Source organism: Streptomyces sp. NBC_00057 (genome assembly GCF_045041165.1).
Taxonomy (GTDB): Bacteria; Actinomycetota; Actinomycetes; order Streptomycetales; family Streptomycetaceae; genus Streptomyces.
The window spans coordinates 340,065-362,673 of the sequence record NZ_CP108256.1 but is presented as its reverse complement, the minus strand read 5'-3'; the positions used below and the strand labels follow the sequence as shown (position 1 = coordinate 362,673).

Here is a 22,609-nt window from a genome sequence, read left to right as displayed (position 1 = left end):
GCGCAGCAGATGCGTTCTGGGCCTCCGTTGTCAGTGGACGGTCGTAGTTTGTCCCCCACGAACTCGGAGGGGAGAAACGATGGGGTTCTCGGGAGAGCTGGTTTTCGGTCGCAGCGGCCGTCCCTTGCTCGGTGCGCCGGTTTTCGACGGGATCGATCAGAGCAGGGTCACAGTTCACGTCAATTGGCCGCGTGCAGGAGGCTGGCAGACGCTGCAGTTCGGCGGGGACGTCATCAAGAAGCCGGAAGCAACGCTGCGGGCGCTGGTGGAGTGGACGGGTTCTCCGGCCTGTGTGGTTTCCGTATATGACAGCGACGTGGCGATGGCGATGGGCCTGGGGCCGGACGTGGAGCTCTGGGAGGCGTGCCTGAACCTGGAGAAGGCAGCGGGATTGTGGGCGGAAGTTCCCGATGATGTCGATGACATGAGCGAGTGGATCAGCATGCCGATGTTCGCCGAGGCCGTTGACCGTAAGCGCGCAGAACTGGACGCGCATGTGCCTGGCGATGCCCAGGGGGCACTGAATTGGGCCCGTTCCACGGGATTTGGGCACTCGGTCACTGCGGCTTCGATCCAAGAGGTCCTCCGCTCAGGGGAGGTCTTCGCGGAGGAGCTGTTCGATACGCTGCTCGACCGGCTTGGCTTCCCGGAGGTTGTTGATCCTGAAAGCCAGCGCTGATGTCGTCTCCAGTCATTCCTCTTGGAACCGGGGGAGGTTTGCGTATCCCAGGTAGTCCATTCCTGCTTGCTCGGCGTAACGCATCGCCGTCTTGGGGATCACGCCAAGGGCGCCTGCCAGGACGGCCGGCGGTGCTTCTCGGACCATCTGGATCCAGACTCTGGAGCGGGTGGCCATGGCCGGGATGCCGGCTTCACGGAGAATCGTCGCAGCGCTGTAGACGTGCATGGTCCGCCCGGGCATGCGCCCGGGGAAGGCCAACGGGCAATCCGGGTTCGCGGCGGTGCTGATGCCGGGGCGGGAAGCGAGATGGACCCGGATCACGCCCGCTGCCACCTCCGGAACGTCGATCCAGTCTCTGCCGAGCTTCACCACCATCCCGTTCGGGCCTTCACGGAAGGCGTCCATGCGCATCGTCACGACTCTGGCGAGGGGTTGCCCGAAGAGGACGAGCATGATGCCGATGGCCCGGTGTGCTGCCGGCAGGGTCTGGTGGAGAAGCAGAGCGCGGAGCGCGTCGATGTGGTCCTTCTCGCTCGCGAGTGGGCCGTTGCCGTGACGTGCCCAGGGAATTGCGAGCTTGCTGACCAGCCGCTGCTTGACGGCCCAGTAGAGAAAGTTGTTCGCGTCTCCGCGCGTGCTGGTGCCGTTGCCGAACCAGGTATCGACGTCATGCTGACTGCACTCGTCCAAGGTCGGGGCTTCCCCCGGGAGGATGCCCACGTGACCGCAGGCAGCACAGGTTCCCTGGCAGTTACGCGCCTCGCGCACGCAGTAGAAGCAGACGATGCCCTCGGGCCAGTGCCGACTGGCGGGGTAGCAGGAGCCACAGCGCACACAGGCTGGGTACTTGCTCGGATCGGAGGTGTACTTCCGGGGTGCGGGCATGTTCGGTCCTCGATGATGCGAGCGCGCTCGGGACGGAAGTCGGCATTGATCTCGATGACGGCCGCCTCGCCGGCGGTGCGCTTGCGCCGATCTGCTTCGACATACGGTTCGATGAGGTCGGCGGGCGAACAGGCGAGGATGTCGCAGAGCGCGGCCAGGACCGGCAGAGAGAGGCGCTCGGGCCGGTCGGTGACCAGGCGGTGGACCTGCGCGGTGGACAGGTTGATGCCTCGCTCGCGCACGAGGGGGATGAGTTCGGTGGTCTTCCAGATGTTGTGCGCGGCCATGATCCGTCGCAGGTGCCAGTGGTAGCCGAGTCGCCTGATCATCGCGGTCCTTCCCCGGTCGCAGTGCTGGTCGCTCGGCCGATCGTGCCGTCCAGGACTTTGCGCAGCGTGCGGGTGCGAAAGTCCGACGACACGGAGGTGTGGAGCGCGGTGGTGGACGCGTAGGAGTGCCCCACCTGCTGCTGGACGAACAGCGGGTCGTAGCCGGCTTCGATCAGGTGCGTCACGTAGGCGTGCCTTGTGTCCGCAGAGGCCGTGTGCAGTCGGAGTCGTGTCGTGACTGGGAAGACGAGTTTTGACGCCGCGTTCGCGACGATGGGGGCAGTGTGTGTTGCATTCCAGCCTCGCTGGTGTGATGCAGTTCACTGTGTTGGTCGCGGGCGAGTGGGCGGGACGCCGTTGCGGGAGCCCCGCGCCATCGGTCAGCTCCAGACCATGCAGATCCGGCGTGCGAAGTTGACGTATCCGATGCGCTGGAAAGCGTTCGCCATGGGGGTGTTGCCGAGATCCGTGGCTGCCCGGATGCGGGGGACATCCTGCGCGCCGAGGATCCGGGTGCCTTCGGCAAGGATCTCGTCGATGTAGCCGTTGCCCCGATGTTCGGGGAGTACGGCGAGGTAGCCGATGACGGGGTTGTAGTCGTTGCGGGCCGGGGTGACGAACCCCACCGGCTCGCCGTCCGGCAGTGTCGCGATCCGCCACCAGTCCTGCGGGCTCCGGAAGTGCGCGAGCTCCTCCTCATAGTGTCTGGCCGCCGCTTCGCGGGGGGACATCCGGGTCAGGTCGTCCCTGCTGTGCGCGTCCAGCGTTCCGTCCAGGACCTGAGTCATCAGGCCGAGGATTTCCTCGGTGCCGCGGACCGGCCGGAACGCCAGGCGCCCCCTCGGCTCGGGGAGTGGCGTCCCGGGACGCCACTCCAGAAGCAGCCGTTCGACGAACTGCCGGGCGCCGGTCCGTTCTAGGGCAAGCATGCGGTCCTCGACGATGCGCCCGGTCACTCCGCCCTCGCGCCAATCGGGTGGGACGGCTCGGTTGTACTCGGGTGGACGGGCGCCGGCTGGGACCACTGCGGCCGTGGCAGCCCGCAGCAGCCGCACGCCGATGTCCACGCGATCACGATCCGCGCTGCTGTCGTCGATGTCGAAAATATCCAAAAGGAATGGTGTGTCGTCTCCGGCCCGACCCCACCATGCGACCCTGGCCAGTAGCCGCTCGCCGCGAAGGGCGACCCACATCCATTCCGGACGTCGGCGGCCGGCGGCAAGGTCGTCCGCCAATTCCCCGTTGAGGGTGTAAGGCAGTTGGGAGAAGAGGTCGAGTTCTTCGCGTCCGGTGATCGGACGCATGGTCAGGTCGTTCTGTTTCACGGTCAAAGCACGCTCCGGTGAAGGCGCCCGTCCTCTCCGAGGTCAGATGTGGTCCGCACCCCGGGAGGACACAAGCGCGGTGATCACGGCGATCACGGGCTCATCCCTCCTCTCGCTTTCGTGGCCCCTCACCCTCATGGTGGGGGTTCCGCCGTAAGGTCTAGCCAAGCGCCGCCCCGTCCGCAAACCCTTTTCGATCGCCCCGCGTCCGGCAGTTCCCTGTGAATCCCGGTGTGTCAGCTGCACGTTCCGATCACTGTGGTTCGCGGTGCGGGAAGGCGGCTCACGCGGCTTGTCCCGAGGGCGGCTTCACGGAGTCGGACGATCTCTTCGTGCTGGGCGGCGAGCCGTGCCAGAGCCTGGGCGCGGAAGTCCATAAGCTCGTTGATCGTCTGCTCGGATCGGGGCAGCCGTTCCCTGAGCTTGGCGCTCTCCGCCTTGAGTCGGACGATCTGAGCTTCACGGGGGTCGGGGATGTCTCCGGTCTGCTGCAGGGCCTGGCGGCGACGCTCGAACTCGGCACGGAGCTGGGAGTAGGGACGGGTGCCATAGAAGGCCGTGCGGTCGACGCCCGCTTCACGGGCGAGGGTCTTGATGTCGCACTTTCCGCCGGGCGGGAGCTCGCCGCGCAGGAGGCGGTCCATGGCGGCCCGGATACGTTTCTCGTTCTCAGCCCGCACGGCCTGGCACGGGCGGTGGAGAAGGCGGCAGCGGCCCACAGCGGCTGCTGGGCGAAAGCCGGCCCGAAGCGCCAGACACTGACCCGCGAGCGCACCACCCTGGAACGCTGGCACGCCGTCCACGACCTGATCGACAACGGTGTCGGCCTCCTCGACTGCGCACGACGGCTCAACCTGGCGCTCAACACGGTCAAACGCTACGCTCGCGCGCCCGAGCCCGACCGGCTTCGTCGCCCGCCCCAGTACCGGACCTGCCTGGTCGACCCCTACCGCGAGCACCTGCGCCGACGCCGTACCGAGGAGTCTGGGGTCCCGGTCAAGCACCTCTTCGAGGAGATCCGTGCTCTCGGCTACACCGGCAGTCTCAACCTCCTGCACAAGTACCTCAACCAGGGCCGCCACGAGAGCGAACGGATCACGCCCTTCCTGCGCCGCCTCACCTCCTGGATCACGACCCGGCCCGGGAACCTGTCCGACAAGCGGCGTGAGCATCTGGGTGAACTCATCGCGTTCTGCCCCGAGATGACCGCCCTGGCCCGACTCGTGCACGACTTCGCCCAGCTCACGTGCGAGCGCCGCGGAGGCGACCTCGACGCCTGGATCGCCGACGTCCGGAAGGCCCAGCTGCCCGAGCTGGCACCCTTCCTCACCGGCCTCGAGCAAGACCACGACGCGGCCGTGGCGTGGCTCACGCTTCCGTATAACAACGGTCCGACCGAGGGCGTGAACGCCAAAACGAAGTTGATCGCGAGGCAGATGTACGGCAGAGCGGGATTCGACCTCCTCCGTCACCACCGAATGCGAGACAGGGCCAAACGAACGGCGCATCCAGGGTGGTTGGGATGGACCGGGTTCATCACAGGACGGGCACGCCCACTTCCCGGCCTCCTGTCGGCGCTGTTCCTCGTGTGAGTGTGTCAACTTAACGGCTGATTTCGGTTCTTGAGGTGTCAGTGGCTGGCAGGGGTCATGCGGCCTTCGAAGGCGATCTGGAAGGCGTTCAGGGGTGCCTTCCATCGCATGGTCCACGGCTTGCGGCCCTTCCCGGTCGGGTCCAGGCTCATCGGCGCCATGTAGACGCACTTCAACGCGGCGGCCCCCGAGGGGAAATGACCGCGGGCCCGGACGGCCTTGCGTACGCGGGCGTTCACGCTCTCAGGCAGAACCCCGCTGACCTTCCTCACGGAATGTGTGCCAGAACCTGAGTTGGTTCTGGCGCACATTCCGCGAAGCTGCGCGATCCTTGCGTGGGACGAGGCCACTGAGATGGGTCGGTTAGTTCAGTTCTCCTTGATCAGGGGGTCAATCATCTTATGCAGTTTGTTGTCATCGATTGAACCGAGTGCCCTGGCTGCTATCTTTCCATTTCGGTCCAGAATGACAGTGGATGGAAGGGACTGAGGGTTCAGTGTGCCCTTGGGGAATCCTGACAGGAGCAGTTTTCCAGTCGGATCGTACAGGCTCGGGTATGCCATATCGAAGTCGTCTTCAAATGCCTTGGATAGGCTCTTGTCGCCGTCGCGGGCGTTGATGCCAACGAATTCGACCCCCTTGGTCTTCATTTCCTTGGCGACCTTGTTGAAGTACGGGACTTCGGCCCGGCATGGCGGGCACCAGGAACCCCAGGCATTGATCACGACGACCTTGCCCTGGAAGTCGGCGACGTCGAGGTGCTTGCCTTGAAGGGTCTCGCCCTTGATCGGGCCGACAGGCTTCCGCTCTCCCTTGGCAACCGTTGAGATGCCACCCGTGCTCGTCACGTAGTTCGTCTGACCGCCGCCTCCGGACTTGCCGCTGCCGCAGGCGGACAGAGAGAGCGAGCCAAGAGTGACGATCGCGGTCAGTGCGACTGCACGGGAGACGGGCCTGAGAATCATGTGATGAGTTTCCCATGAGCCCGTGAAGAGAAAGTCACCCCCGCCATCGCCTTCAACGAGCCTTCGGCGGCTGGACCAAGACGTTCACGGATCCCCGGCTTTGCGCCGCCATCGTCGACCGTCTCACCTTCAACGGCACCATCATCGAGACCGGCACCGACTCCTACCGACTCGCAAGCACCCGGGCCCGAGCCGAGGAACCTGCCAAGATCGGCTGACCTACGCAGGCCCGCACCTCATGAACCGTTCTGGGTTCGGTAGAGACTCTAGATTGTGGCTGTGACCTGCGGATTTTGCTGCTGTTGGTAGTGGACGGCTTCGTATTCGACGGGCGGGACGTGGCCTATCTCACCGTGGAGTCGGCTGTGGTCGTACCGGTCGACCCACTCGGCTGTGGCCAACTCGACGTTGCCGAGGGCTTTCCAGGGCCGCTGGGCTTGATGAGTTCCGTTTTGTACAGGCCGATGGCCGATTCCATCAGAGCGTTGTCGAGGGCGTCGCCGACGGTGCCGATGGAAGCGGCGATCTGCTCGGATGCCAGGTGAGTGGCGAGACGGAAGCTGGTGTACCGGGCTGCGAGCCGGCATCGGAGTGATGAATCAACTCCCCTGGAATCACCGGGGTGTTCGCGCGGTCGCGTTGCCACAGGCCCATTTCGAGTGCGGACAGCACGAGCGGTGTCTGCTTGTTCGTCGCGGCGGACCAGCCGACGATCCGGCGGGAAAAAGTGTCCACGACGAACGCGACATAGACGGTGCCGGACCAGGTGGCCACGTAGGTGAAGTCAGCGACCCACACCCGGTTCGGGGCGGACGCCACGAACTGCCGGCCCAGCCGGTCCGGGGCCCGCTCGGCCTCCTTGTCCGCCACTGTGGTGACGATTTTCCTGCCGCGCACCGCTCCCGCGAGGCCCTCGGCTCTCATCAGGCGCTCCACGGTGCACCGGGCCACCTGATGACCTTGCCTTTTCGGTTCGGCCCAGATCTTGCGAGCTCCATAGACGCTGTAGTCGTCCCGGTAGATCTTGCTGATCAGCGGTGCCAGTTCCGCGTCCCGCAGGGTACGGGCCGATGGCGGGCGCTTCTTGTGCGCGTAATAGGTGGACGGGTGGATGCTGCAGTCATGCTCGGTGAGCGTCCTGCAGATCGGCTCGACTCCGCCGAAGCGGTCCCGATGCTCGTCGATGAACGCTACGAGCGTGTGTGTGGCCGGTCGAGCTCGGCCGCGAAGAAACTTGCCGCAGCCTTCAAGATCTCGTTCGCCCGCTTCAGCTCGGCGACCTCCTTCTTGAGGGCCTTGAGCTGTGCGGATTCCTCCGTCGTGGTCCCGGTCCGGGCACCGGCGTCGACCTCGGCCTGACGCACCCAGTTCCGCAGGGACTCCGGCCCGATACCGAGCTTCGCCCCGATCGACCGGATCGCCGCGGACTCGGTCCTGCACTGATCACGAGTCTCCAGGACCAGACGCACGGCCCGCTCCTTGAGCTCCTTCGGCTATTGCTTCGCCATAACGGACTCGATCCTTCCAAAAGATCAAGCCTCGATCAAACCCGGAACGGTTCAACCAAGGACTGTCCCGTAACTGATCTGCGAGTCGAAGCGGACGCACCAGGGCGTGGTGTACGGCGATGAGCCCGACCGGAGAGCCGGGTGGTGGTGCTGCGGGCACGCCAGGCGAAGGGCCTGGAGTTCGACGAGGTGCCGATCGCCGATCCGACGGAGATCCTGGCCGGTCGGAGCGCGGCCTGGACGACCTGTATGCGGTACTGACCCGGGCGACACAAAGGGGCTCGTGAGCCGGAGCTGTCAGGGGATAGTGAGCCGGACCCGTTCCGTCACGACCGCCAGGTCTTCCTCGATTGCGGCAGCTGCCGCCGTGAGCGCGGGCAGCACCGCCCGCCGCACATCGTCCAGGGTGCCCCGGCTGGCGTGGGTGGAGACGTTCACGGCGGCGGCCACCCGGCCGGTACGGTCGTGCACCGGGACCGCGATCGACCGCAGGCCCTCCTCCAGCTCCTGGTCCACCAGGGCGTGACCGTCCCGTCGCGCCTGCGCCACGGCCTCGGCGAGATCGGCGGCATCGACCTGGGTGAATGGGGTCAGCGACCGAACCGAGGCGTGGGCCAGCCGCTCGGCCGCCTCCTGTTCGGGCAGACCGGCCAGCAGCACTCGGCCCATGGAGGTGGCGTACGCGGGGAAGCGGGTGCCGACCGTGATATTGACGCTCATGATGCGCACGGTGTGCACTCGGGCGACGTACATGATGTCGTCGTCGGCCAGCACCGCGACGGACGCCGAGTCGTGCACCTGCTCCACCAGCCGGGCCAGATGGGGCTGCGCGATCTCCGCGAAGGTCAGCCGGGAGAGCCGGGCATAGCCCAGTTCCAGCACCGCGGGCAGCAGCGTGAAGCGGCGCCCCTCACCGGCCGGGGCCGCGTACCCCAGCTGCTGGAGGGAGAGCAGTGCCCGGCGGGCGGTGGCGCGGGCCAGGCCGGTGGCCTCGGCAGCGCCGGACAGGGTGAGCCCACCGGGTGTCGATCCGAGGGCGGTGAGCACGGCCAGCCCCCGGGTCAGCGACTGCAGGAATTCCGGACCCAGCTCTGCCTTGGCGGCGCGTGAGGTGTCCGGGCCGCCGGGTGCGTGCGGCGTGGCCGCCGGTGCGGGGGAGGCCAGGGCCGCCTCCATCCGCGCCGCGTACTCCAGCAGCCGGGGCAGGGCGTGCTCGGCCAGCGACCGAGCGCTGTGCCTGCTGGTGTGACTGACCACGCTGAGCGCACATACGGTGCTGCCGTCGGGCGCGTGGACGGGGACTGCGACGGCGACCAGACCGGGCTCGATCAGCTGGTCGTCGGTGGCCCAGCCGGCGTCCCGGGCGGCGGCCACCCGCTGCCGGAAGGCCGACTCCACCTCGTCGGGGGCCGGTGGCACCGGGCGGGGAGGAACAGCGGTGAAGCCGGTGTCGCGGGGGTCCTCGCGCAGCCGGGTGCGCCAGGTCGCTTGCTGCTCGGGGCTCCAGTCGGCGGCGAAGAGTGCGCCCGGGGCGCAGCGCTCGGCGGGCAGCAGGTCGCCGATCCGGAAGGCCAGCGCCATGGTGCGCCGCCGGGTGGACTGGCTGATGAACCGCACCCCGGCGCCGTCCGGTACCGCGAGGGAGACCGACTCGTCCAGCTCGTCGGCCAACGCGACGGCGAGCGGTTCCAGGGCGTCGGGGAGACCGGAGCAGGCGAGGTAGGCATTGCCCAGCTCCATCAGGCGCGGCGCGAGCAGCACGTCGCGGTCGTCCTCGATGCGCAGATATCCCAGGTGGGTGAGGGTGGTGACGATGCGGTCGACGGTGGACCGGGCCAGGCCGGTGGCGCGGACCAGGTCGCCGGGGCGCATCCGCGGTCCGGGGTGGGCGGCCAGGGCGCGCAGCACGGCCAGACCGCGCTCCAGCGGTCCGACCGGGTCGCCGCCGGGTTCTGCGGCGTCCGCCTTGGATGCGGTCGCGGCATGCGGCATGCGGTCCTCCTCGTCGAGCCTCCGGGGTGTGCGCAAACCGTACCCGGCGGACCCTTCGGCCGCGCGGGGCGGTCGGGCACTGCGCGCCCGCTTCGCCTGCGCCGACGGGATGACCGGTGCCCGGCCCCGGGCAACGCCTGCGGTGCGTGGCCCTCTTCGGGCCCCGCACCGCCGCTGCGTCAGCAGGAGTTCAACCGATATGCAGGCCCGCGTAGTTCTCGGCCAGCTCCGCGGCCGCGTGCCGGGACGACGAGACGCGGTCCAGCTGGGAGACCTGGAGCCGGGTCTCGAATGCGCTCTGACCCGGGTCGGTGTGCAAGGTCGTCGTCATGAAGTACGAGAAGTGCTCCGCGCGCCACACCCGGCGCAGACAGGTGTCCGAGTACGCGTCGAGCAGCTCGGCGGAGCCGCTGTCCTTCAGATGGGCGAAGGCCCGGGCGAGCACGACGACGTCGGAGACAGCGAGGTTGAGCCCCTTGGCACCGGTGGGCGGCACGATGTGCGCGGCGTCGCCGGCCAGGAAGACCCGGCCCCAGCGCATGGGCTCGGTGACGAAGCTGCGCATCGGCAGCACGGCCTTGGAGGTGATCGGGCCGCGGGCGAGCCGCCAGTCGCCGTCGATCGCGAAACGGGCGTCGAACTCGTCCCATATGCGGTCGTCCGGCCAGTCGGCCGGGTCGGTGCCGTTCGGGACCTGCAGATACAGCCGGCTGACCGTGGGGGAGCGCATGCTGTGCAGGGCGAAGCCGCGGGGTGAATGGGCGTAGATCAGCTCGTCGCAGGACGGCGGGACATCGGCCAGTATGCCGAACCACGAGTAGGGGTAGACCCGCTCGAAGGTGCTCATGACACCGTCCGGAACCGCCCTGCGGGTCACGCCGTGGAACCCGTCGCAGCCCACGACGTAGTCGCAACTGAGAGTCCTGTCCTGGCCCTGGTGGGTGTAGTGGATGACGGGCCGGTCCGTGTCGGCTCCGGCGACCGAGTTCACCTGGGCCTGGAACAACAGCGGGGCTCCGTCGGCCACCTGAAGGGCGATCAGGTCCTTGACGACCTCGGTCTGGGCGTACACCCACACCTTGCGGCCGCCGGTGAGCGACGGGAAGTCGATGCGCTGTGACCGGCGGTCCCAGCGCAGCTCGATGCCATCGTGGACGAGACCCTCGCGGTCCAGCCGCTCGCCCGCGCCCGACTCCCGCAGCACGTCGACCGTGCTCTGCTCGAGGATGCCGGCGCGCTGGCGCTGCTCGACGTAGGTACGGTCACGGCTCTCCAGAACGACGCAGTCGACGCCGGAGTTGTGCAGGAGCCGGGCGAGCAGCAGGCCCGCGGGGCCGCCGCCGATGATGCCGACGGTGGTGTGGTTCATGGCGGTCAGTTCTCCTCTTCGAGAATGCGGTTGGCGATGGCGAAAGCGGCGTTCGCTGCGGGCACGCCGCAGTACACGGCCGACTGGAGCAGGACTTCCTCGATCTCTGCGGGGGTGAGACCGTTGCGCCGTGCGGCCCGCACATGCATGGCCAGCTCCTCGTGGTGGCCATGGGCCACCAGCGCGGTGAGGGTGATGCAGCTGCGGGTTCGGCGGCTCAGTCCGGGCCGGGTCCAGATCTCGCCCCATGCGTAGCGGGTGATGAAGTCCTGAAAACCGGCGGTGAAGTCGGTGGTGCGGCTGATGGCCCGGTCGACGTGCTCGTCGCCGAGCACGGCGCGGCGCACGGCCATACCGGCGCCGTGCCGGGAGGCGTCGTCGGCGGCTGGGGCGGCATCGGCCGCGAAGTGTCCCAGCAGGGCGGCCAGGACGGGCACCGGGCGCTCGACGTTCGCGAGGTGCGCGGCGTGCGCCACCTCGGTCAGGGCCGCGCCGGGGATGCCGTCGGCCAGCTCGCGGGCGTGCGCGACGGGCGTCGCGGGGTCCTCGCGGCCCGCAACGACCAGGGTGGGTGCGGTGATACGAGGCAGCTCGGCGCGCAGGTCGAAGCCGGCGAGTGCGTCGCAGAGCCCGGCGTAGGCCTCGGGGGCGGCGGCGGCCAAGTCGTCGACCACTGCTCTGGCGGCAGGGGAGGCCGCGAAGGACGGGGTGAACCAGCGGGCGGGGGCGGTCTCCGCGACCGGGCCGGTGCCCTCGGCGCGTACCAGCGCCGCGCGGTCGGACCAGCCGTCCGGCTCACCGAAGCGGGCCGAGGAGCAGAGGATCGCGAGCGAGACGACCCGCTCGGGGTGGTGCACGGCGAGCCAGGTGCCGACGGCGCCGCCGAGCGAGATGCCGGCGTAGCCGAACTCCTCGATGCCGAGCGCGTCGGCGAGACCGAGGACCAGCTGCCCGAGGTCGGCGACGGTGGCGCCGTCGCGCAGCAGGCCGGCCGGGGAGCCGCCGTGGCCGGGCAGGTCCCAGCGCACCACCCGGTGGGTCCGGGCCAGCGACGGGGTCTGGGGGTCCCACACGGCCAGCGAGGTGCCGAGCGAAGGGCCCAGAATCAGCGGCGGGGCGGAGTCCCGGCCGTCCACGCGGTGGTGCAGCAGACGCTGCGCGGGGGCAGAAGTGCTCATGCGGTCTCCTCGTGCTGGTGGTGTGGGACCGCCCGGCGGGCGGTGGGGCGCGGACGTCCGGCGGCCGCCGGTCGGTGCGGTGGGGCAGGGGGCTTCCCGGCGCCGTCGATGTCCGACGCTGTATCAGATCGGGTCCTGAGCAGAGCCGACGCCGCGTCAGATCGGGTCCTGGGCAGCGCCGGTGCGGTGTCAGGTCGGGTCCTGGGCGGCGCCGGTGCGGCGCAGGGCGCGGTCCACGAGGGCGCCCGCGGAGCCCGCGTACTGTGTCGGGTCGGTCAGTTCGCGCAGCCGGTCCTGCGGGAGGACGGCGGCGATGCCGGGCTCCTGCCGGAGGGCCTCGTCGAGTTCCATGCCCTGCTCGACGGCGCGGCGGGAGGCCCGGGAGAGCGCCTGCCTGGCCTCGCCCCGGCCGATCAGAGCCGCCAGCACCGCGGCGAGCCGCTCACTGATGATCAGGCCGTCGGTGGCGTCGAGGTTGTCCCGCATCCGGCGCGGATGGACGCGCAGGCCCTCGGTCAGTTCGGCGGCGTCGCGGGCGGCTCCGCCGACGAGACGCAGGGCCTGGCGCAGGGGCTGCCACTCGGCGTGCCAGGCGCCGGCCGGGCGCTCGTCCTCGGCGGCGAGCCCGGCGTAGAGCACGGACACGAGGGCGGGGACCTGTCGGGCCGTGGCGGCGATCAGCGTGGCGCGGACCGGGTTGGCCTTGTGCGGCATGGCGGAGGATCTGCCGCCGCTGCCCTCGCCGAGTTCGCCGATCTCCGTACGGGACAGCAGTAGGACGTCGGCGGCGAGCTTGCCGAGTGCCCCGGCGGTGAGGGCGAGGGCGCCGACCAGGTCGGCGACGGGGGTGCGCAGGGTGTGCCAGGGCAGCGTGGGCTCGGCCAGCCCGGTCTCGGCGGCGTAGCCGGCGAGCAGCCGCAGGCCCAGGTCCGGGTCGGCGGTCGCGCCGTCGGCCTCGGCGAACGCGTGGAAGGCCGCCAGGGTGCCGGCCGCTCCGCCGAGCTGTGCGGGCAGCGCTGCCCGGACAGCCGCGAGGCGTTCGTGGGCGTCGAGCATCAGCGAGCGCCAGCCGACTGCCTTGAGGCCGAAGGTGGTGGGCACGGCGTGCTGGGTGAGTGTGCGTCCGGCGATCGGTGTGTCGCGGTGCTCGGCGGCGAGGCGCGCCAGGGCGTCGGCCGCGCTTCCGAGGTCGGCGAGGACGGGTTCCAGGGCACGGGCGGCGACCAGCATGGTCGCCGTGTCCAGGATGTCCTGGCTGGTGGCGCCGCGGTGCACATGGGCGGCGGCCTGCCGGTCGCGCTCGGCGACGGCCGCGGTCAGGTCGGCGACGAGCGGGATGACGGGGTTGCCGCTGGAGCGGGCGCGCAGCGCGAGATCCCGGACGTCGTAGCGGGCGGTCTCGGCGGCTGCCGCTGTGACGGCCTGCGCCGCCGCGGCGGGGGCGAGGCCCAGCGCGGCCTGTGCGCGGGTCAGCGCGGCTTCGGCATCAAGCATCGCGCGGACGTAGGCGGCGTCGCCGGTGGCGGCCTCGACCGGTGACCCGGCCTGCCCCGGGGAGAGCAGGCCGAGGTCCTCGGCGGCGTCAGTCGAAGGCAAGGAAGACCGTCTCCTCGTGTTCACCGTCACCCTGCAGCCGGATGTCGAAGCGGAGCAGTCGCTCCCCCTGGGCGACGGCGAGGAGTGTGGCGCGGCGCTCGGGTTCCAGACCGGCCAGCAGCGGGTCGGCCGCGGCGTCGGTCGGGCCGGGCAGGTAGATCCGGGTGTGGAGATGGTGCAGCAGACCGCGGGCGAAGACGATCACGGAGAGGTAGGGGACGCCGCCGGGCGGCAGCGTACGCAGCTCGTAGTGGCCGTCCGCGTCGGTCCCGACGCGGCCGAAGCCGGTGAAGCCGACGTCGCCCCGGCCGATGACGGCTCCGGTGACGGGGTCGCGGCGCAGCGAGCCGGGCGCACCGCGGCGTGAGCCGTCGGGTGCGGGCTGCCAGATCTCGATGAGGGCGTCGGGGACGGGAGCCCCGGCGCCGTCGTAGACATAGCCGTGGACGGTGAGGGCGTCGGGGTGTCCGGCGGGGGCGATCTCGCCGCCCTTTGCGAACGGCAGCGCGTAGCCGTAGAACGGGCCCACGGTCTGCGACGGGGTGGTGGACATCAGCGGCCCTCCTCGATCCAGGTGGCGGCCGGACCGTCGAGGACGATGTCCCAGCGGTAGCCGAGCGACCATTCGGGGGTGGACAGGTCGTGGTCGTACGTCGCGACGAGCCGCCGGCGCGCGGAGTCGTCGGTGACGGACTGGAGGATGGGGTCGTAGGCGAAGAGCGGGTCCCCGGGAAAGTACATCTGGGTGATCAGACGCTGGGTGAAGGCGTTGCCGAAGAGCGAGAAGTGGATGTGGGCAGGACGCCAGGCGTTGACGTGGTTGCGCCAGGGGTAGGCGCCCGGCTTGACGGTGACGAACTCGTACGCGCCCTGACCGTCGGTCAGGCAGCGGCCCACGCCGGTGAAGTTGGGGTCGAGCGGGGCGGGATGGTCGTCGCGCTGGTGGGCGTAGCGGCCCGAGGCGTTGGCCTGCCAGACCTCGACCAGCTGGCCGCGCACGGGGCGGCCGTCGCGGTCCAGCACCCGGCCGGTGACCCTGATCCGCTCGCCGAGCGGCTCGCCCTGGTGCCGGCGGGTCAGGTCGTGGTCGAGGGCGGTGACATCGGTGACACCGAAGACCGGGCCGGAGAGCTCCACGGCCTCGGGGTCGTTCAGGGCGACCAACGGCTTGCCGGGGTGGCGCAGGACGCTGCTGCGGTACGGGGCGTAACCGCGGCCGGGGTGGCTGCGCTCGGGCGCGCCGGCGGTCACGGCCTCGGCGTAGGACTCGCGCCGCTCGGCTATCTCCTCGGAGATGCGACCTTGGGTCAGAGGGGTGGTCATACGGGGGTTTCCTACCTTTCCAGGACCAGGGCGAGGCCCTGTCCGACGCCGATACACAGGGCGGCGAGGCCGGTTCCGGAGCCCGCGGCGGCGAGCTGGTGGGCGACGGCTCCGGCGATACGGGCACCGGAGGCACCGAGCGGGTGACCGATGGCGATGGCTCCGCCGCGCGGGTTGACGACTGCGGGGTCGAGACCGGGCCATTCGGCCAGACAGCCCAGGGACTGGGCGGCGAAGGCCTCGTTGAGTTCGAACGTGGTGAGGTCACCGAAGCCGCGGCCGGCCCTGGTCAGGGCCTTCCTGACGGCCTCGACGGGGCCGAGACCGAAGTGCTGCGGCTCGACGGCGGTGACGGCCGAGGCGCGGACGAGGGCCAGCGGCTCACGGCCTGTGGCCTTCAGGCCTTCCTCGTCCATCAGCAGCAGCGCGGCGGCGCCGTCGTTGAGCGGCGAGGCGTTGCCGGCGGTGACCGTACCGTCCGGGCGGAAGACGGGCTTCAGCCCGGACAGCGACTGTGGCGAGGTGTTGTCCCGAATGGTCTCGTCGCGGGTGAGGCCGACGCCCTCGACGGGTACGACCTCGCCGTCGTACAGGCCGTTCTTCCAGGCGCGGGCGGCCTTCTCGTGGCTCGCCACGGCGAAGGCGTCCTGCTGCTCACGGGTGATGCCGTACCGGTCGGCGATCAGTTCGGCGCCCTCACCGAGCGGGACGGTCCACTGCGGCTCCAGGCGCTTGTTGGCCATGCGCCAGCCGATCGTGGTGGAGAACAGCTCCTGGTTGCCGACCGGGAAGGCACGCGAGGGCTTGGGCAGCACCCAGGGGGCGCGGCTCATCGACTCCACGCCGCCCGCGACGGCGACGGAGGCGTCGCCGACCGCGATGGCGCGGGCGGCCTGGATCACGGATTCGAGACCGGAGGCGCACAGCCGGTTGACGGTGCTGCCGGGGACGGTGACGGGCAGTCCGGCGAGCAGCACGGCCATCCGGGCGACGTTGCGGTTCTCCTCACCGGCACCGTTGGCATTGCCGAAGAAGACGTCGTCGATCCGGGCCGGGTCGAGGTCCGGCGTACGGCTCAGCAGGGACCGCAGCACGCCGGCGGCGAGGTCGTCGGGGCGCACCCCGGACAGGGCGCCCCCGTACTTGCCGACCGGGGTGCGGACGGCGTCGACGATGTAGACGTCGCGCAGCTGACGGGTCATCGCGCGCTCCCTTCGAGGGTTGCGGCGATCCGGACCGGGGCGGCGGTCAGGCGCTGGATCTCCTCGGCGGTGACGCCCGGGGCTCTCTCCACCAGGACGAGGCCGTCTTGGGTGACGTCCAGGACGCCGAGGTCGGTGATGAGGCGGTCGACGCAGGTCCGGCCGGTGAGCGGCAGCGTGCACTCCTCGACGATCTTCGGGCTGCCGTCCTTGGCGGTGTGAGTCATCGTCACGATGACCCGCCGGGCCCCGTGCACCAGGTCCATGGCCCCGCCGATGCCGGTGACCAGCTTGCCGGGAACGGCCCAGTTGGCGAGGTCGCCGTGGGCGGAGACCTGCATGGCGCCCAGCACGGCGGTGTCGATGTGGCCGCCGCGGATCATCCCGAAGGAGAGCGCCGAGTCGAAGAATGAGGCACCGGGCAGGACGGTGACGGTCTCCTTGCCGGCGTTGATCAGGTCCGGGTCGACCTCGTTCTCGTAGGGGAACGGGCCTGTGCCGAGGATGCCGTTCTCCGACTCCAGGACGACCTGGACACCGGCGGGGAGGTGGTTGGGGATCAGCGTGGGCAGCCCGATGCCGAGGTTCACGTACTCGCCGTCGCCCAGCTCGCGGGCCGCGCGGGCGGCCATCTCGTCTCGCGTCCAGGCCATCAGGCCGACACCTCCCGGGTCGTGCGCTTCTCGATCTTCTTGTCCACGGCCTGTTCGGGAGTGAGGGCCACCACCCGCTGGACGAAGATGCCCGGCAGATGGACCTGGTCCGGGTCGATCCCGCCCGGCTCGACCAGTTCCTCGACCTCGGCGATCGTGGTCCGGCCCGCCATGGCGGCGAGGGGGTTGAAGTTGCGGGACGACTTGTTGAAGACCAGGTTGCCGTGCCGGTCCCCCCTGGCGGCCCGGACCAGTGCGAAGTCGGTGGTGATACCCCGCTCCAGCACGTACTCGACACCGTCGAACGCGCGGGTCTCCTTGCGCGGTGATGCCACCGAGACCCCGCCCGTGTCGTCATAGCACCAGGGCAGTCCGCCGTCGGCGACCTGTGTGCCGACGCCGGCCGGTGTGAAGAAGGCGGGGATGCCGCAACCGCCGGCGCGCAGCCGCTCGGCCAGGGTGCCCTGGGGGATGAGCTCGACCTCCAGCTCACCGGCGAGGTACTGCCGGGCGAATTCCTTGTTCGCGCCGATGTAGCTGCCCGTGACCCGGGCGATCCGGCCCGCCGAAAGCAGGACCGCGAGACCGGAGTCCATCGCGCCGCAGTTGTTGGAGACCACGCCCAGTCCGCCGACTCCGGTGTCGAACACTGCCTGGATCAGCGTGTTCGGTACGCCGCTGAGGCCGAAGCCGCCGACCGCGAACGACGCTCCGTCGTGGACATCTGCCACGGCCTCTGCGGCCGAGGCGACCACCTTGTCCATCCATCCGCCTTCTATTACGTGTTCGCCAGATGAACTTAAGTTCATATCGCTATTCATTCTGATCCTCGGCACCCGGTTCGTCAACGGCTCGGGACGTTGCGGTTTCCAGGTGCACCCGCCGCATCACACGGACGCGCCCGCGGAACGCCCGGCGTCGGCCGGGCTTTCGCGAGCGCGTCCGATCGCGTCAGTCACTCGCGAGGTGGGGTGGGGCGTCAGTGGATCGCACCGGACAGTGCCGAGGTCTGCTGCGCAGCAGACCCGCGCCGGGTGCGACGTGCCATCGGCACCAGGCAGATCGCGACCGCGCCCAGTACGGCGGTGACGGCGAAGGTGGTGAATCCGAGGCCGGCGTTGCCGCCCTCGATGACGGCGCCGCCGAGCCAGGGGCCGACGACCGCGCCGGTACGGCCGATGCCGGTGACCCAGCCCAGGCCGGTGGCCCGCTGGGCGGGCGCGTACACGGTGGAGGTGGCCGAATACACCATGGCCTGGGCGCTGAAGAGCCAGATGCCGGTCATGAAGACGACCGTGTAGGCGACGCCGAGCGGCATGTGTGCCCTGAGCAGGAAGGTGCCGCAGGCGGTCAGGACGAACCAGATCGCGGAGACGCGCACGGCGCCGAAGCGGTCGGCGGCGCGGCCGGCCAGGAGCATGCCGACGATGCCGCCCGCGTTGATGATCATCAGGAAGGTGACGGAGGAGGAGAGGGAATAGCCGGAGGCCCGCATCAGCTGGGGCAGCCAGGTGGAGACGCCGTAGACGAGCAGCAGACCCGCGAAGGAGGCGACCCACAGTAGCGGGGTGGCGATCCGCGAGCCGGGTGCGAACAGCGAAGCGACTGCGGTGAATCGCCCTCTGGCCCCGGCCTCGGGTGCCTCGGCCGCGGTCGGCGAGGGCAGGCAGTAACGCGCGGCGACAGCCTCGGCGTCGGAGGCGCGGCCCCTGGCGAGCAGTACCCCGGGCGACTCGGGCAGCCACTTCAGCACCAGCGGCACCGCGATCAGGGCGGGCAGCACACCGGCCCAGAAGACGGCGCGCCAGCCGAAGTCCGGTGCGAGGGCGAGGCCGAGCCCGGTGGCCACCATGCCCCCGGCGTGGTACGAGGTCATCAGCAGGCCGATGGAGAGCGCGGCCCGGCGCGGTGGGGCGAACTCGGTGACGATTGCCAGGGCGATCGGCATCAGCCCGCCCAGGCCCAGGCCGGCCAGGAATCGCCCGGCACCGAAGACGGTCGCGGACGGCGCGAGCGCGCACAGCGCGGAGCCGACGGAGAACAGCGAGACGCTCCAGACCACGACGGGCCGACGTCCGAGCCAGTCGGTGAGCGTGCCTGCGGCCAGGGCGCCGATCAGCATGCCGAAGGTGGTCCAACTGCCGATCGTGCCGGCGGTCGAGGCGGTGAAGCCGAGGGAGGGGTCGTCGAGCAGATGCGGCATCACGGCGCCGTAGATGTTGACGTCCATGCCGTCGAAGAACACGGCAAGCCAGCACAGGGCTATGACGGCGCCGACGGCGCGGAATGAGCGCTCAGGCGGGGTGAAGCGTGTGGTCACTGATACTCACTTCTCTCACATCGTCGCGATACATGCGTTGCGTGCGATGCACGCCGAAAGGAGGCGGCGCAGCCTCCCTGCCGCAGAGGCCGGAGCGGACCTCCTTGGAATCCCGCGTTCGCTGAATGAACAATGGTTCGCGGAGTGACGTGAGTTTCGGAGAAATCAACGGGCTTGTCAATGGTTCGGGCACCGAGCGTGCCGCGCCGATGAGGGCGCGTGAGAAGCCCTGCGGGGATCTGCTCCGGGGCCGGACGCAACGCCACCGCGCTCGTGCGCTGTCCTGCGACGCGCAGCCCGGTGTCGTGCCGGGACGGCCCCGGTCTGCCGGAATCCGGTGTTGAATGCGGCGGGCCGCGTGCGGCCCGTCGTCCGGGCTCTGCTCACCGCAGCCGGGACGGCCCGGTACCGTCGGCCCCTTGAACTGCAGCCGGAGATCACGGGATGTGATCTCCGGCTGGTCGTTGACCGGGCATCATGCTGGGTGTGACGGCTGGGCGGATAGCCGGGTGGGATGCCGAACTCTCCGCGCTGAATGGTTCGTTGGGATACTTTTTCAACCCGCCGGAGCCGTGGGTGGTGTTCGCGCAGTTGGCACTTCGCGATCCCCTCCACCACCCCCACCGGCGCGTTCCTCGCCGAGCAGCGCTCGCTTGCAGCCCGCGACCGGCTCGACGCCGGCCGGGCCGATGACCTGACCGCCATCGACGAGTACCGGCAGCTCCCGTACGGCCGGGCGGCGGCAGGCCTTGAGCATCACCGATATCGGTTTTCCCGACCGCACTTTCGCGGTTTCGGGACAAGGGAGAACTCCGAAGGCCGGCGTCCCACGACGCCCGGTTTCCGTGTCCGGAGTGCTGCTCACGCCGACGTGTCACCTGCCAGGGTTGGAGCTGCGCCTGCCGATGCGGGATGTCGGACGCGCGTGGGATCCCCGGTCATCGGCGTCGTCTTCTTCGTGCAGCTTCCGCCAGAGACGGGTGCGGTGCAGCAGTTCGGGCCGGAAGAGGTCCGCGTTGCCGTTCCCGTCGTCCCAGGCCAGCGCCCAGGCACGCAGCGTGTCCGGGTCGCCCACCACCGCCGCCCCTCGCGCTTCGAGAGGTGGTGCAGGTCCGCCATGAGGAGCATGTTCTCCTCACCGGTGATCAGCCCGTCCACGGCGGAGAACCGCCCGGTGACCCCGATCGAGGACCGGACCGCCTGGGGGGCGGTGGCCAGGTCGTGGCCGCCGACGCGGATGTCGCCGGCGTCGGCGCTGATCAGGGTGGAGAGGATCTTCACGGCGGTGGTCTTGCCGGCGCCGTTGGGCCCGAGCAGCGCGAACACGGACCCGGCCGGGATGTGCAGATCGATGCCGTTGAGCACGGTCTTGTCGCCGTACGACTTGCGCAGACCGACGGTGGAGACGGCGGCGGGCGGCTGCGGACCGTCGCCCCGCCTGGATGCGGGCATGACAGAAGAAGGCATGGGGCCCTCCTGTTCGAAGGCTGAAGTGGCTGGGGGGTGAGTGAGTTGAGGCCGGTTCTTCCGGGGTCAGGCCTTGGCGCGGAGGACGTCGATGTTGCCGTGCCGGGTGCGGGCGCGGACCTTGACGGTGTCCTCGGTCTTCTCCGGCGTCTCGGACGCGGTGAGCGTGTTGCGCACCTGGCCGGAGCCCGAGCTGACGTCGAGCCAGGCGGCCGTGCCCTCGCGGACGCCGACCTCGATGGCGCCGTAGGAGGTCTCCAACTGGACGGTGCAGCAGGCAACTTCGCCCACGTGCAGGGTGCCGTGGGCGGTGGTGGCGGTGACCGAGTCCTCGGCGCGCCGGATCTCGATGTCGCCGTTGGCGCCGTTCACCCGCAGATCGCCGGTCGCGGCGCCGACGGTCGTGGTGCCGTGCGAGTTCTTCAGGACGGCGGGGCCGTCGACGAGGCCGACGCGCAGGCTGCCGGAGCTGGTGGTGATCTCGGCCATGCCCTCGACCCGGTCCACGGCGATCGAGCCGTGCGACGCGGTCAGCTGCAGCGGGCCGGTCGTGTCGAGGCGGACGTTGCCGGACGAGGTCTTCACGCGGACCTCGCCGAACCGGCCCTCTCCGAGCACCTGGGCCCAGGCGCCGGTCATGTCGATGCGCGAGCCCGTGGGCAGTTCGACCGTCACGTCGACGGTGCCGGTGCGGCCGACGAGACAGCGCTGCTTGGGCGTCCGGACGGGCAGGACGCCGCTCGCGTACGTGACCTCGGTCTGGTCGGCCGCCCGTACGTCCTGGTCCTTCTTCGGGTCGCGGGGCCGCACCTCGACGACGGTGTCGAGGCGGTCGCCCGCGGTGAACCGGATGGATCCGGCCGCCACGTGCGCCGTGGCCGAGATCGGTTCGGGAGTGTCGAAAGAAGGCATGGCTGTCCCGTCCTCTTGGGTCTTTGGGGCGTCCCTGCTGGTGGGACGTGGTGTGGGTGAAGTGGTGCAAGCGGGGGCGTGGCTAGCGCACCCAGCCCGTGATGCTCTGTCCGACGGTCTGGGTCTTCTCCGTCGTACGCGGCCGGGTGCCGCCGTCGACCGCGGCCGACACGGCGCGCACCAGCCACGCGTTGACCGGACAGGCCCTCGCGGGTCGCGGCCTCCTCGGCGCCCGCCTTGAGGTGGGCCGGCGGGCGCAGGTTGACGCGGGCGGTGCCGCCCTCGTCGCCGTCGGCCGGGGCCGCGGTCTTGAACGGTTCGACGGGCACGGCCGGCTCCACGGGGGCGCCGCCGTCGGCGGGCGGTGGTGTCACCACGAAGTCGGGGTCGAGCCCGCGCAGCCGTACGTCGACCGAGCCGGGGGCGAGTTCGCGGCTGATCTCGTCCATCGCGGCGGAGAGCACGTTGAGCATGGTCAGCCGGGTCGCCGACTCCAGGGGAGCGGTGAGCCTCTCGGCCAGCTCGCGGGTTTCGTCATCGCCGGCTTCGGCGGCCACCGCGAGTTCGCGGCGGAGGGTGTCGACATACGGGGTGAGATCCATGGGTGCCATCGTGGCATCATGATGGTGCCTTATGTATCCCCGTGGGGCGACATCTCCGTGCCGGGGCCTGGTGCGACCGATTTGACCTGCGGAAATGCACTGTTGTCGACTTGGGTCAATGTGGCGCCATGGGGGTTTCGGTGCCGACGGAGGTGCGCGGTGAGGCCGATGTGGCACCGCCTGGCGCCACCCCGGCGCCGGCCGTGGGGCACGGGGTCACCGCCCGGCTCCCGCCCACCCGCTCTTCCGGGGTGAAGGGGCTGCGCCCCGCCTAGCCGGGACGCGTGTGAGGTCGTGATCAATCGTGCCGACCCGGATCCGCCCTCCGGGTGGATCCGGTAGGAAGACGGTTGTGACGCGCAGGCAACTCGCCGAAGAGTAATGGACGTTGATCGAGCCGCACCTGCCAATAGGCGACTACGTCCTGCTTCGGTCCGCACCACTCCCAGCAGCGCATTCACCAGCCGTACCCGGTGGGCGTCCTCGTCGCCGAGCCGCGCCGCCTCCGCCGCATGCTCCTCCAGCTGTTCTGTACCTGGTGGATCCGCCGTCGCCTCACCGGCGAATCCACCCCTACATGGCGCCGCCCCTAAAATCCTCAGCAACCACGCATAGCGGGATGAAACAACGGGACGAAACGCCCTCTCAGGCCAGGTTCGCACTTCCGGCCGCCGCAGCCGCCCGAGGGACGACTCGTCTGGCTTGGTGG

General features: G+C 70.0%; 19 protein-coding genes and 7 pseudogenes. 4 read left to right on the top strand and 22 right to left on the bottom strand.

The genetic code is table 11. The annotated features are described in order from the left end of the window. The first annotated feature begins 79 nt into the window (after nucleotides 1-79). Entirely contained in the window at nucleotides 80-679 is a 600-nt protein-coding gene (locus tag OG953_RS01790) for a hypothetical protein (RefSeq protein WP_405682075.1), read from the top strand. 12 nt (nucleotides 680-691) lie between these two features. Here the strand turns inward: OG953_RS01790 and OG953_RS01785 are convergent, their stop codons facing one another. The 5 genes and pseudogenes from OG953_RS01785 to OG953_RS01765 form a co-directional block, all read right to left on the bottom strand. Beyond that, nucleotides 692-1,567 (bottom strand): hypothetical protein, encoded by an 876-nt coding sequence (locus OG953_RS01785; RefSeq protein WP_405692440.1) that lies wholly within the window; start codon nucleotides 1,565-1,567, stop codon nucleotides 692-694. 164 nt (nucleotides 1,568-1,731) lie between these two features. Further along, nucleotides 1,732-1,854, bottom strand: a pseudogene (locus tag OG953_RS01780) (helix-turn-helix domain-containing protein); the annotation flags it as partial. A gap of 38 nt (nucleotides 1,855-1,892) precedes the next feature. Continuing rightward, nucleotides 1,893-2,081: a hypothetical protein gene (locus OG953_RS01775; RefSeq protein ID WP_405682074.1), complete on the bottom strand. Its 189-nt coding sequence runs from the start codon at nucleotides 2,079-2,081 to the stop codon at nucleotides 1,893-1,895. Between the two features lie 195 nt (nucleotides 2,082-2,276). Continuing rightward, nucleotides 2,277-3,200, bottom strand: a complete 924-nt coding sequence (locus tag OG953_RS01770; protein WP_405691564.1) for a GNAT family N-acetyltransferase — start codon at nucleotides 3,198-3,200, stop codon at nucleotides 2,277-2,279. Nucleotides 3,201-3,457: 257 nt separating this feature from the next. Continuing rightward, a complete protein-coding gene (locus tag OG953_RS01765) occupies nucleotides 3,458-3,865 on the bottom strand; it encodes a hypothetical protein (RefSeq protein WP_405682073.1) in 408 nt (135 codons plus the stop codon). Between the two features lie 51 nt (nucleotides 3,866-3,916). On the opposite strand from OG953_RS01765, the gene OG953_RS01760 reads away from it, so the two are divergent. Continuing rightward, a complete protein-coding gene (locus OG953_RS01760; RefSeq protein WP_405682072.1) occupies nucleotides 3,917-4,813 on the top strand; it encodes a transposase in 897 nt (298 codons plus the stop codon). Nucleotides 4,814-4,851: 38 nt separating this feature from the next. Here OG953_RS01760 and OG953_RS01755 read toward each other — a convergent pair. Both OG953_RS01755 and OG953_RS01750 read right to left on the bottom strand, forming a co-directional pair. After that, nucleotides 4,852-5,058 (bottom strand): annotated as a pseudogene (locus tag OG953_RS01755) (IS256 family transposase); the annotation flags it as partial. 123 nt (nucleotides 5,059-5,181) lie between these two features. Beyond that, a complete protein-coding gene (locus tag OG953_RS01750; RefSeq protein WP_405682071.1) occupies nucleotides 5,182-5,778 on the bottom strand; it encodes a TlpA family protein disulfide reductase in 597 nt (198 codons plus the stop codon). Between the two features lie 21 nt (nucleotides 5,779-5,799). Between OG953_RS01750 and OG953_RS01745 the strand changes: the two are divergent. Further along, nucleotides 5,800-5,996, top strand: a pseudogene (locus OG953_RS01745) (ATP-binding protein); the annotation flags it as partial. 48 nt (nucleotides 5,997-6,044) lie between these two features. Here the strand turns inward: OG953_RS01745 and OG953_RS01740 are convergent. From OG953_RS01740 to OG953_RS01675, 14 genes and pseudogenes are all read right to left on the bottom strand, one after another. Then, nucleotides 6,045-7,265: pseudogene (locus tag OG953_RS01740) on the bottom strand (IS3 family transposase); the annotation flags it as partial. 318 nt (nucleotides 7,266-7,583) lie between these two features. Beyond that, nucleotides 7,584-9,278, bottom strand: a complete 1,695-nt coding sequence (locus OG953_RS01735; RefSeq protein ID WP_405682070.1) for an IclR family transcriptional regulator C-terminal domain-containing protein — start codon at nucleotides 9,276-9,278, stop codon at nucleotides 7,584-7,586. A 190-nt stretch (nucleotides 9,279-9,468) separates the two neighbouring features. Continuing rightward, nucleotides 9,469-10,647, bottom strand: a complete 1,179-nt coding sequence (locus tag OG953_RS01730) for a 4-hydroxybenzoate 3-monooxygenase (RefSeq protein WP_405682068.1) — start codon at nucleotides 10,645-10,647, stop codon at nucleotides 9,469-9,471. A gap of 5 nt (nucleotides 10,648-10,652) precedes the next feature. Then, nucleotides 10,653-11,825 (bottom strand): 3-oxoadipate enol-lactonase, encoded by a 1,173-nt coding sequence (gene pcaD, locus OG953_RS01725; protein WP_405682067.1) that lies wholly within the window; start codon nucleotides 11,823-11,825, stop codon nucleotides 10,653-10,655. A 189-nt stretch (nucleotides 11,826-12,014) separates the two neighbouring features. Next, nucleotides 12,015-13,421: a 3-carboxy-cis,cis-muconate cycloisomerase gene (gene pcaB / locus OG953_RS01720; RefSeq protein WP_405682065.1), complete on the bottom strand. Its 1,407-nt coding sequence runs from the start codon at nucleotides 13,419-13,421 to the stop codon at nucleotides 12,015-12,017. Beyond that, a complete protein-coding gene (gene pcaG, locus OG953_RS01715; RefSeq protein ID WP_405682064.1) occupies nucleotides 13,408-13,974 on the bottom strand; it encodes a protocatechuate 3,4-dioxygenase subunit alpha in 567 nt (188 codons plus the stop codon). Before pcaG ends, pcaB begins: the two co-directional genes overlap by 14 nt. Next, nucleotides 13,974-14,744 (bottom strand): protocatechuate 3,4-dioxygenase subunit beta, encoded by a 771-nt coding sequence (gene pcaH / locus OG953_RS01710; protein WP_405682063.1) that lies wholly within the window; start codon nucleotides 14,742-14,744, stop codon nucleotides 13,974-13,976. Before pcaH ends, pcaG begins: the two co-directional genes overlap by 1 nt. Before the next feature lie 11 nt (nucleotides 14,745-14,755). Further along, nucleotides 14,756-15,946 carry a thiolase family protein gene (locus OG953_RS01705; protein ID WP_405682062.1) on the bottom strand — a complete coding sequence of 397 codons (1,191 nt, stop codon included), beginning with the start codon at nucleotides 15,944-15,946 and terminating at the stop codon, nucleotides 14,756-14,758. Next, nucleotides 15,943-16,599: a CoA transferase subunit B gene (locus OG953_RS01700; RefSeq protein ID WP_405682061.1), complete on the bottom strand. Its 657-nt coding sequence runs from the start codon at nucleotides 16,597-16,599 to the stop codon at nucleotides 15,943-15,945. The genes OG953_RS01705 and OG953_RS01700 overlap by 4 nt, the downstream gene beginning before the upstream one ends. Further along, nucleotides 16,599-17,363 carry a CoA transferase subunit A gene (locus OG953_RS01695; protein WP_405682060.1) on the bottom strand — a complete coding sequence of 255 codons (765 nt, stop codon included), beginning with the start codon at nucleotides 17,361-17,363 and terminating at the stop codon, nucleotides 16,599-16,601. Before OG953_RS01695 ends, OG953_RS01700 begins: the two co-directional genes overlap by 1 nt. A gap of 215 nt (nucleotides 17,364-17,578) precedes the next feature. Beyond that, entirely contained in the window at nucleotides 17,579-18,919 is a 1,341-nt protein-coding gene (locus OG953_RS01690) for an MFS transporter (protein WP_405682059.1), read from the bottom strand. 1,077 nt (nucleotides 18,920-19,996) lie between these two features. Beyond that, nucleotides 19,997-20,371 (bottom strand): annotated as a pseudogene (locus tag OG953_RS01685) (ATP-binding cassette domain-containing protein); the annotation flags it as partial. An 81-nt stretch (nucleotides 20,372-20,452) separates the two neighbouring features. Next, nucleotides 20,453-21,298: a DUF4097 family beta strand repeat-containing protein gene (locus OG953_RS01680; protein WP_405682058.1), complete on the bottom strand. Its 846-nt coding sequence runs from the start codon at nucleotides 21,296-21,298 to the stop codon at nucleotides 20,453-20,455. A gap of 82 nt (nucleotides 21,299-21,380) precedes the next feature. Beyond that, nucleotides 21,381-21,900, bottom strand: a pseudogene (locus OG953_RS01675) (hypothetical protein). A gap of 128 nt (nucleotides 21,901-22,028) precedes the next feature. Here OG953_RS01675 and OG953_RS01670 point away from each other — a divergent pair. Continuing rightward, complete coding sequence (locus tag OG953_RS01670; RefSeq protein ID WP_405692438.1) at nucleotides 22,029-22,175, top strand: hypothetical protein; 147 nt, start codon at nucleotides 22,029-22,031, stop codon at nucleotides 22,173-22,175. Nucleotides 22,176-22,334: 159 nt separating this feature from the next. Here the strand turns inward: OG953_RS01670 and OG953_RS01665 are convergent. Beyond that, nucleotides 22,335-22,562 (bottom strand): annotated as a pseudogene (locus OG953_RS01665) (DUF6245 family protein); the annotation flags it as partial. Nucleotides 22,563-22,609: the final 47 nt, after the last annotated feature.

Coding starts and splice junctions, on each gene's coding strand:
- OG953_RS01705 (WP_405682062.1), bottom strand. CDS start 15,946: ATGACCCGTCAGCTGCGCGACGTCTACATCGTCGACGCCGTCCGCACC.
- OG953_RS01750 (WP_405682071.1), bottom strand. CDS start 5,778: ATGATTCTCAGGCCCGTCTCCCGTGCAGTCGCACTGACCGCGATCGTC.
- OG953_RS01765 (WP_405682073.1), bottom strand. CDS start 3,865: ATGGACCGCCTCCTGCGCGGCGAGCTCCCGCCCGGCGGAAAGTGCGAC.
- pcaD (WP_405682067.1), bottom strand. CDS start 11,825: ATGAGCACTTCTGCCCCCGCGCAGCGTCTGCTGCACCACCGCGTGGAC.
- OG953_RS01695 (WP_405682060.1), bottom strand. CDS start 17,363: ATGGACAAGGTGGTCGCCTCGGCCGCAGAGGCCGTGGCAGATGTCCAC.
- OG953_RS01785 (WP_405692440.1), bottom strand. CDS start 1,567: ATGCCCGCACCCCGGAAGTACACCTCCGATCCGAGCAAGTACCCAGCC.
- OG953_RS01680 (WP_405682058.1), bottom strand. CDS start 21,298: ATGCCTTCTTTCGACACTCCCGAACCGATCTCGGCCACGGCGCACGTG.
- OG953_RS01735 (WP_405682070.1), bottom strand. CDS start 9,278: ATGCCGCATGCCGCGACCGCATCCAAGGCGGACGCCGCAGAACCCGGC.
- OG953_RS01670 (WP_405692438.1), top strand. CDS start 22,029: ATGGGGGTTTCGGTGCCGACGGAGGTGCGCGGTGAGGCCGATGTGGCA.
- OG953_RS01790 (WP_405682075.1), top strand. CDS start 80: ATGGGGTTCTCGGGAGAGCTGGTTTTCGGTCGCAGCGGCCGTCCCTTG.
- OG953_RS01700 (WP_405682061.1), bottom strand. CDS start 16,599: ATGGCCTGGACGCGAGACGAGATGGCCGCCCGCGCGGCCCGCGAGCTG.
- OG953_RS01770 (WP_405691564.1), bottom strand. CDS start 3,200: ATGCGTCCGATCACCGGACGCGAAGAACTCGACCTCTTCTCCCAACTG.
- OG953_RS01730 (WP_405682068.1), bottom strand. CDS start 10,647: ATGAACCACACCACCGTCGGCATCATCGGCGGCGGCCCCGCGGGCCTG.
- pcaG (WP_405682064.1), bottom strand. CDS start 13,974: ATGTCCACCACCCCGTCGCAGACCGTGGGCCCGTTCTACGGCTACGCG.
- pcaH (WP_405682063.1), bottom strand. CDS start 14,744: ATGACCACCCCTCTGACCCAAGGTCGCATCTCCGAGGAGATAGCCGAG.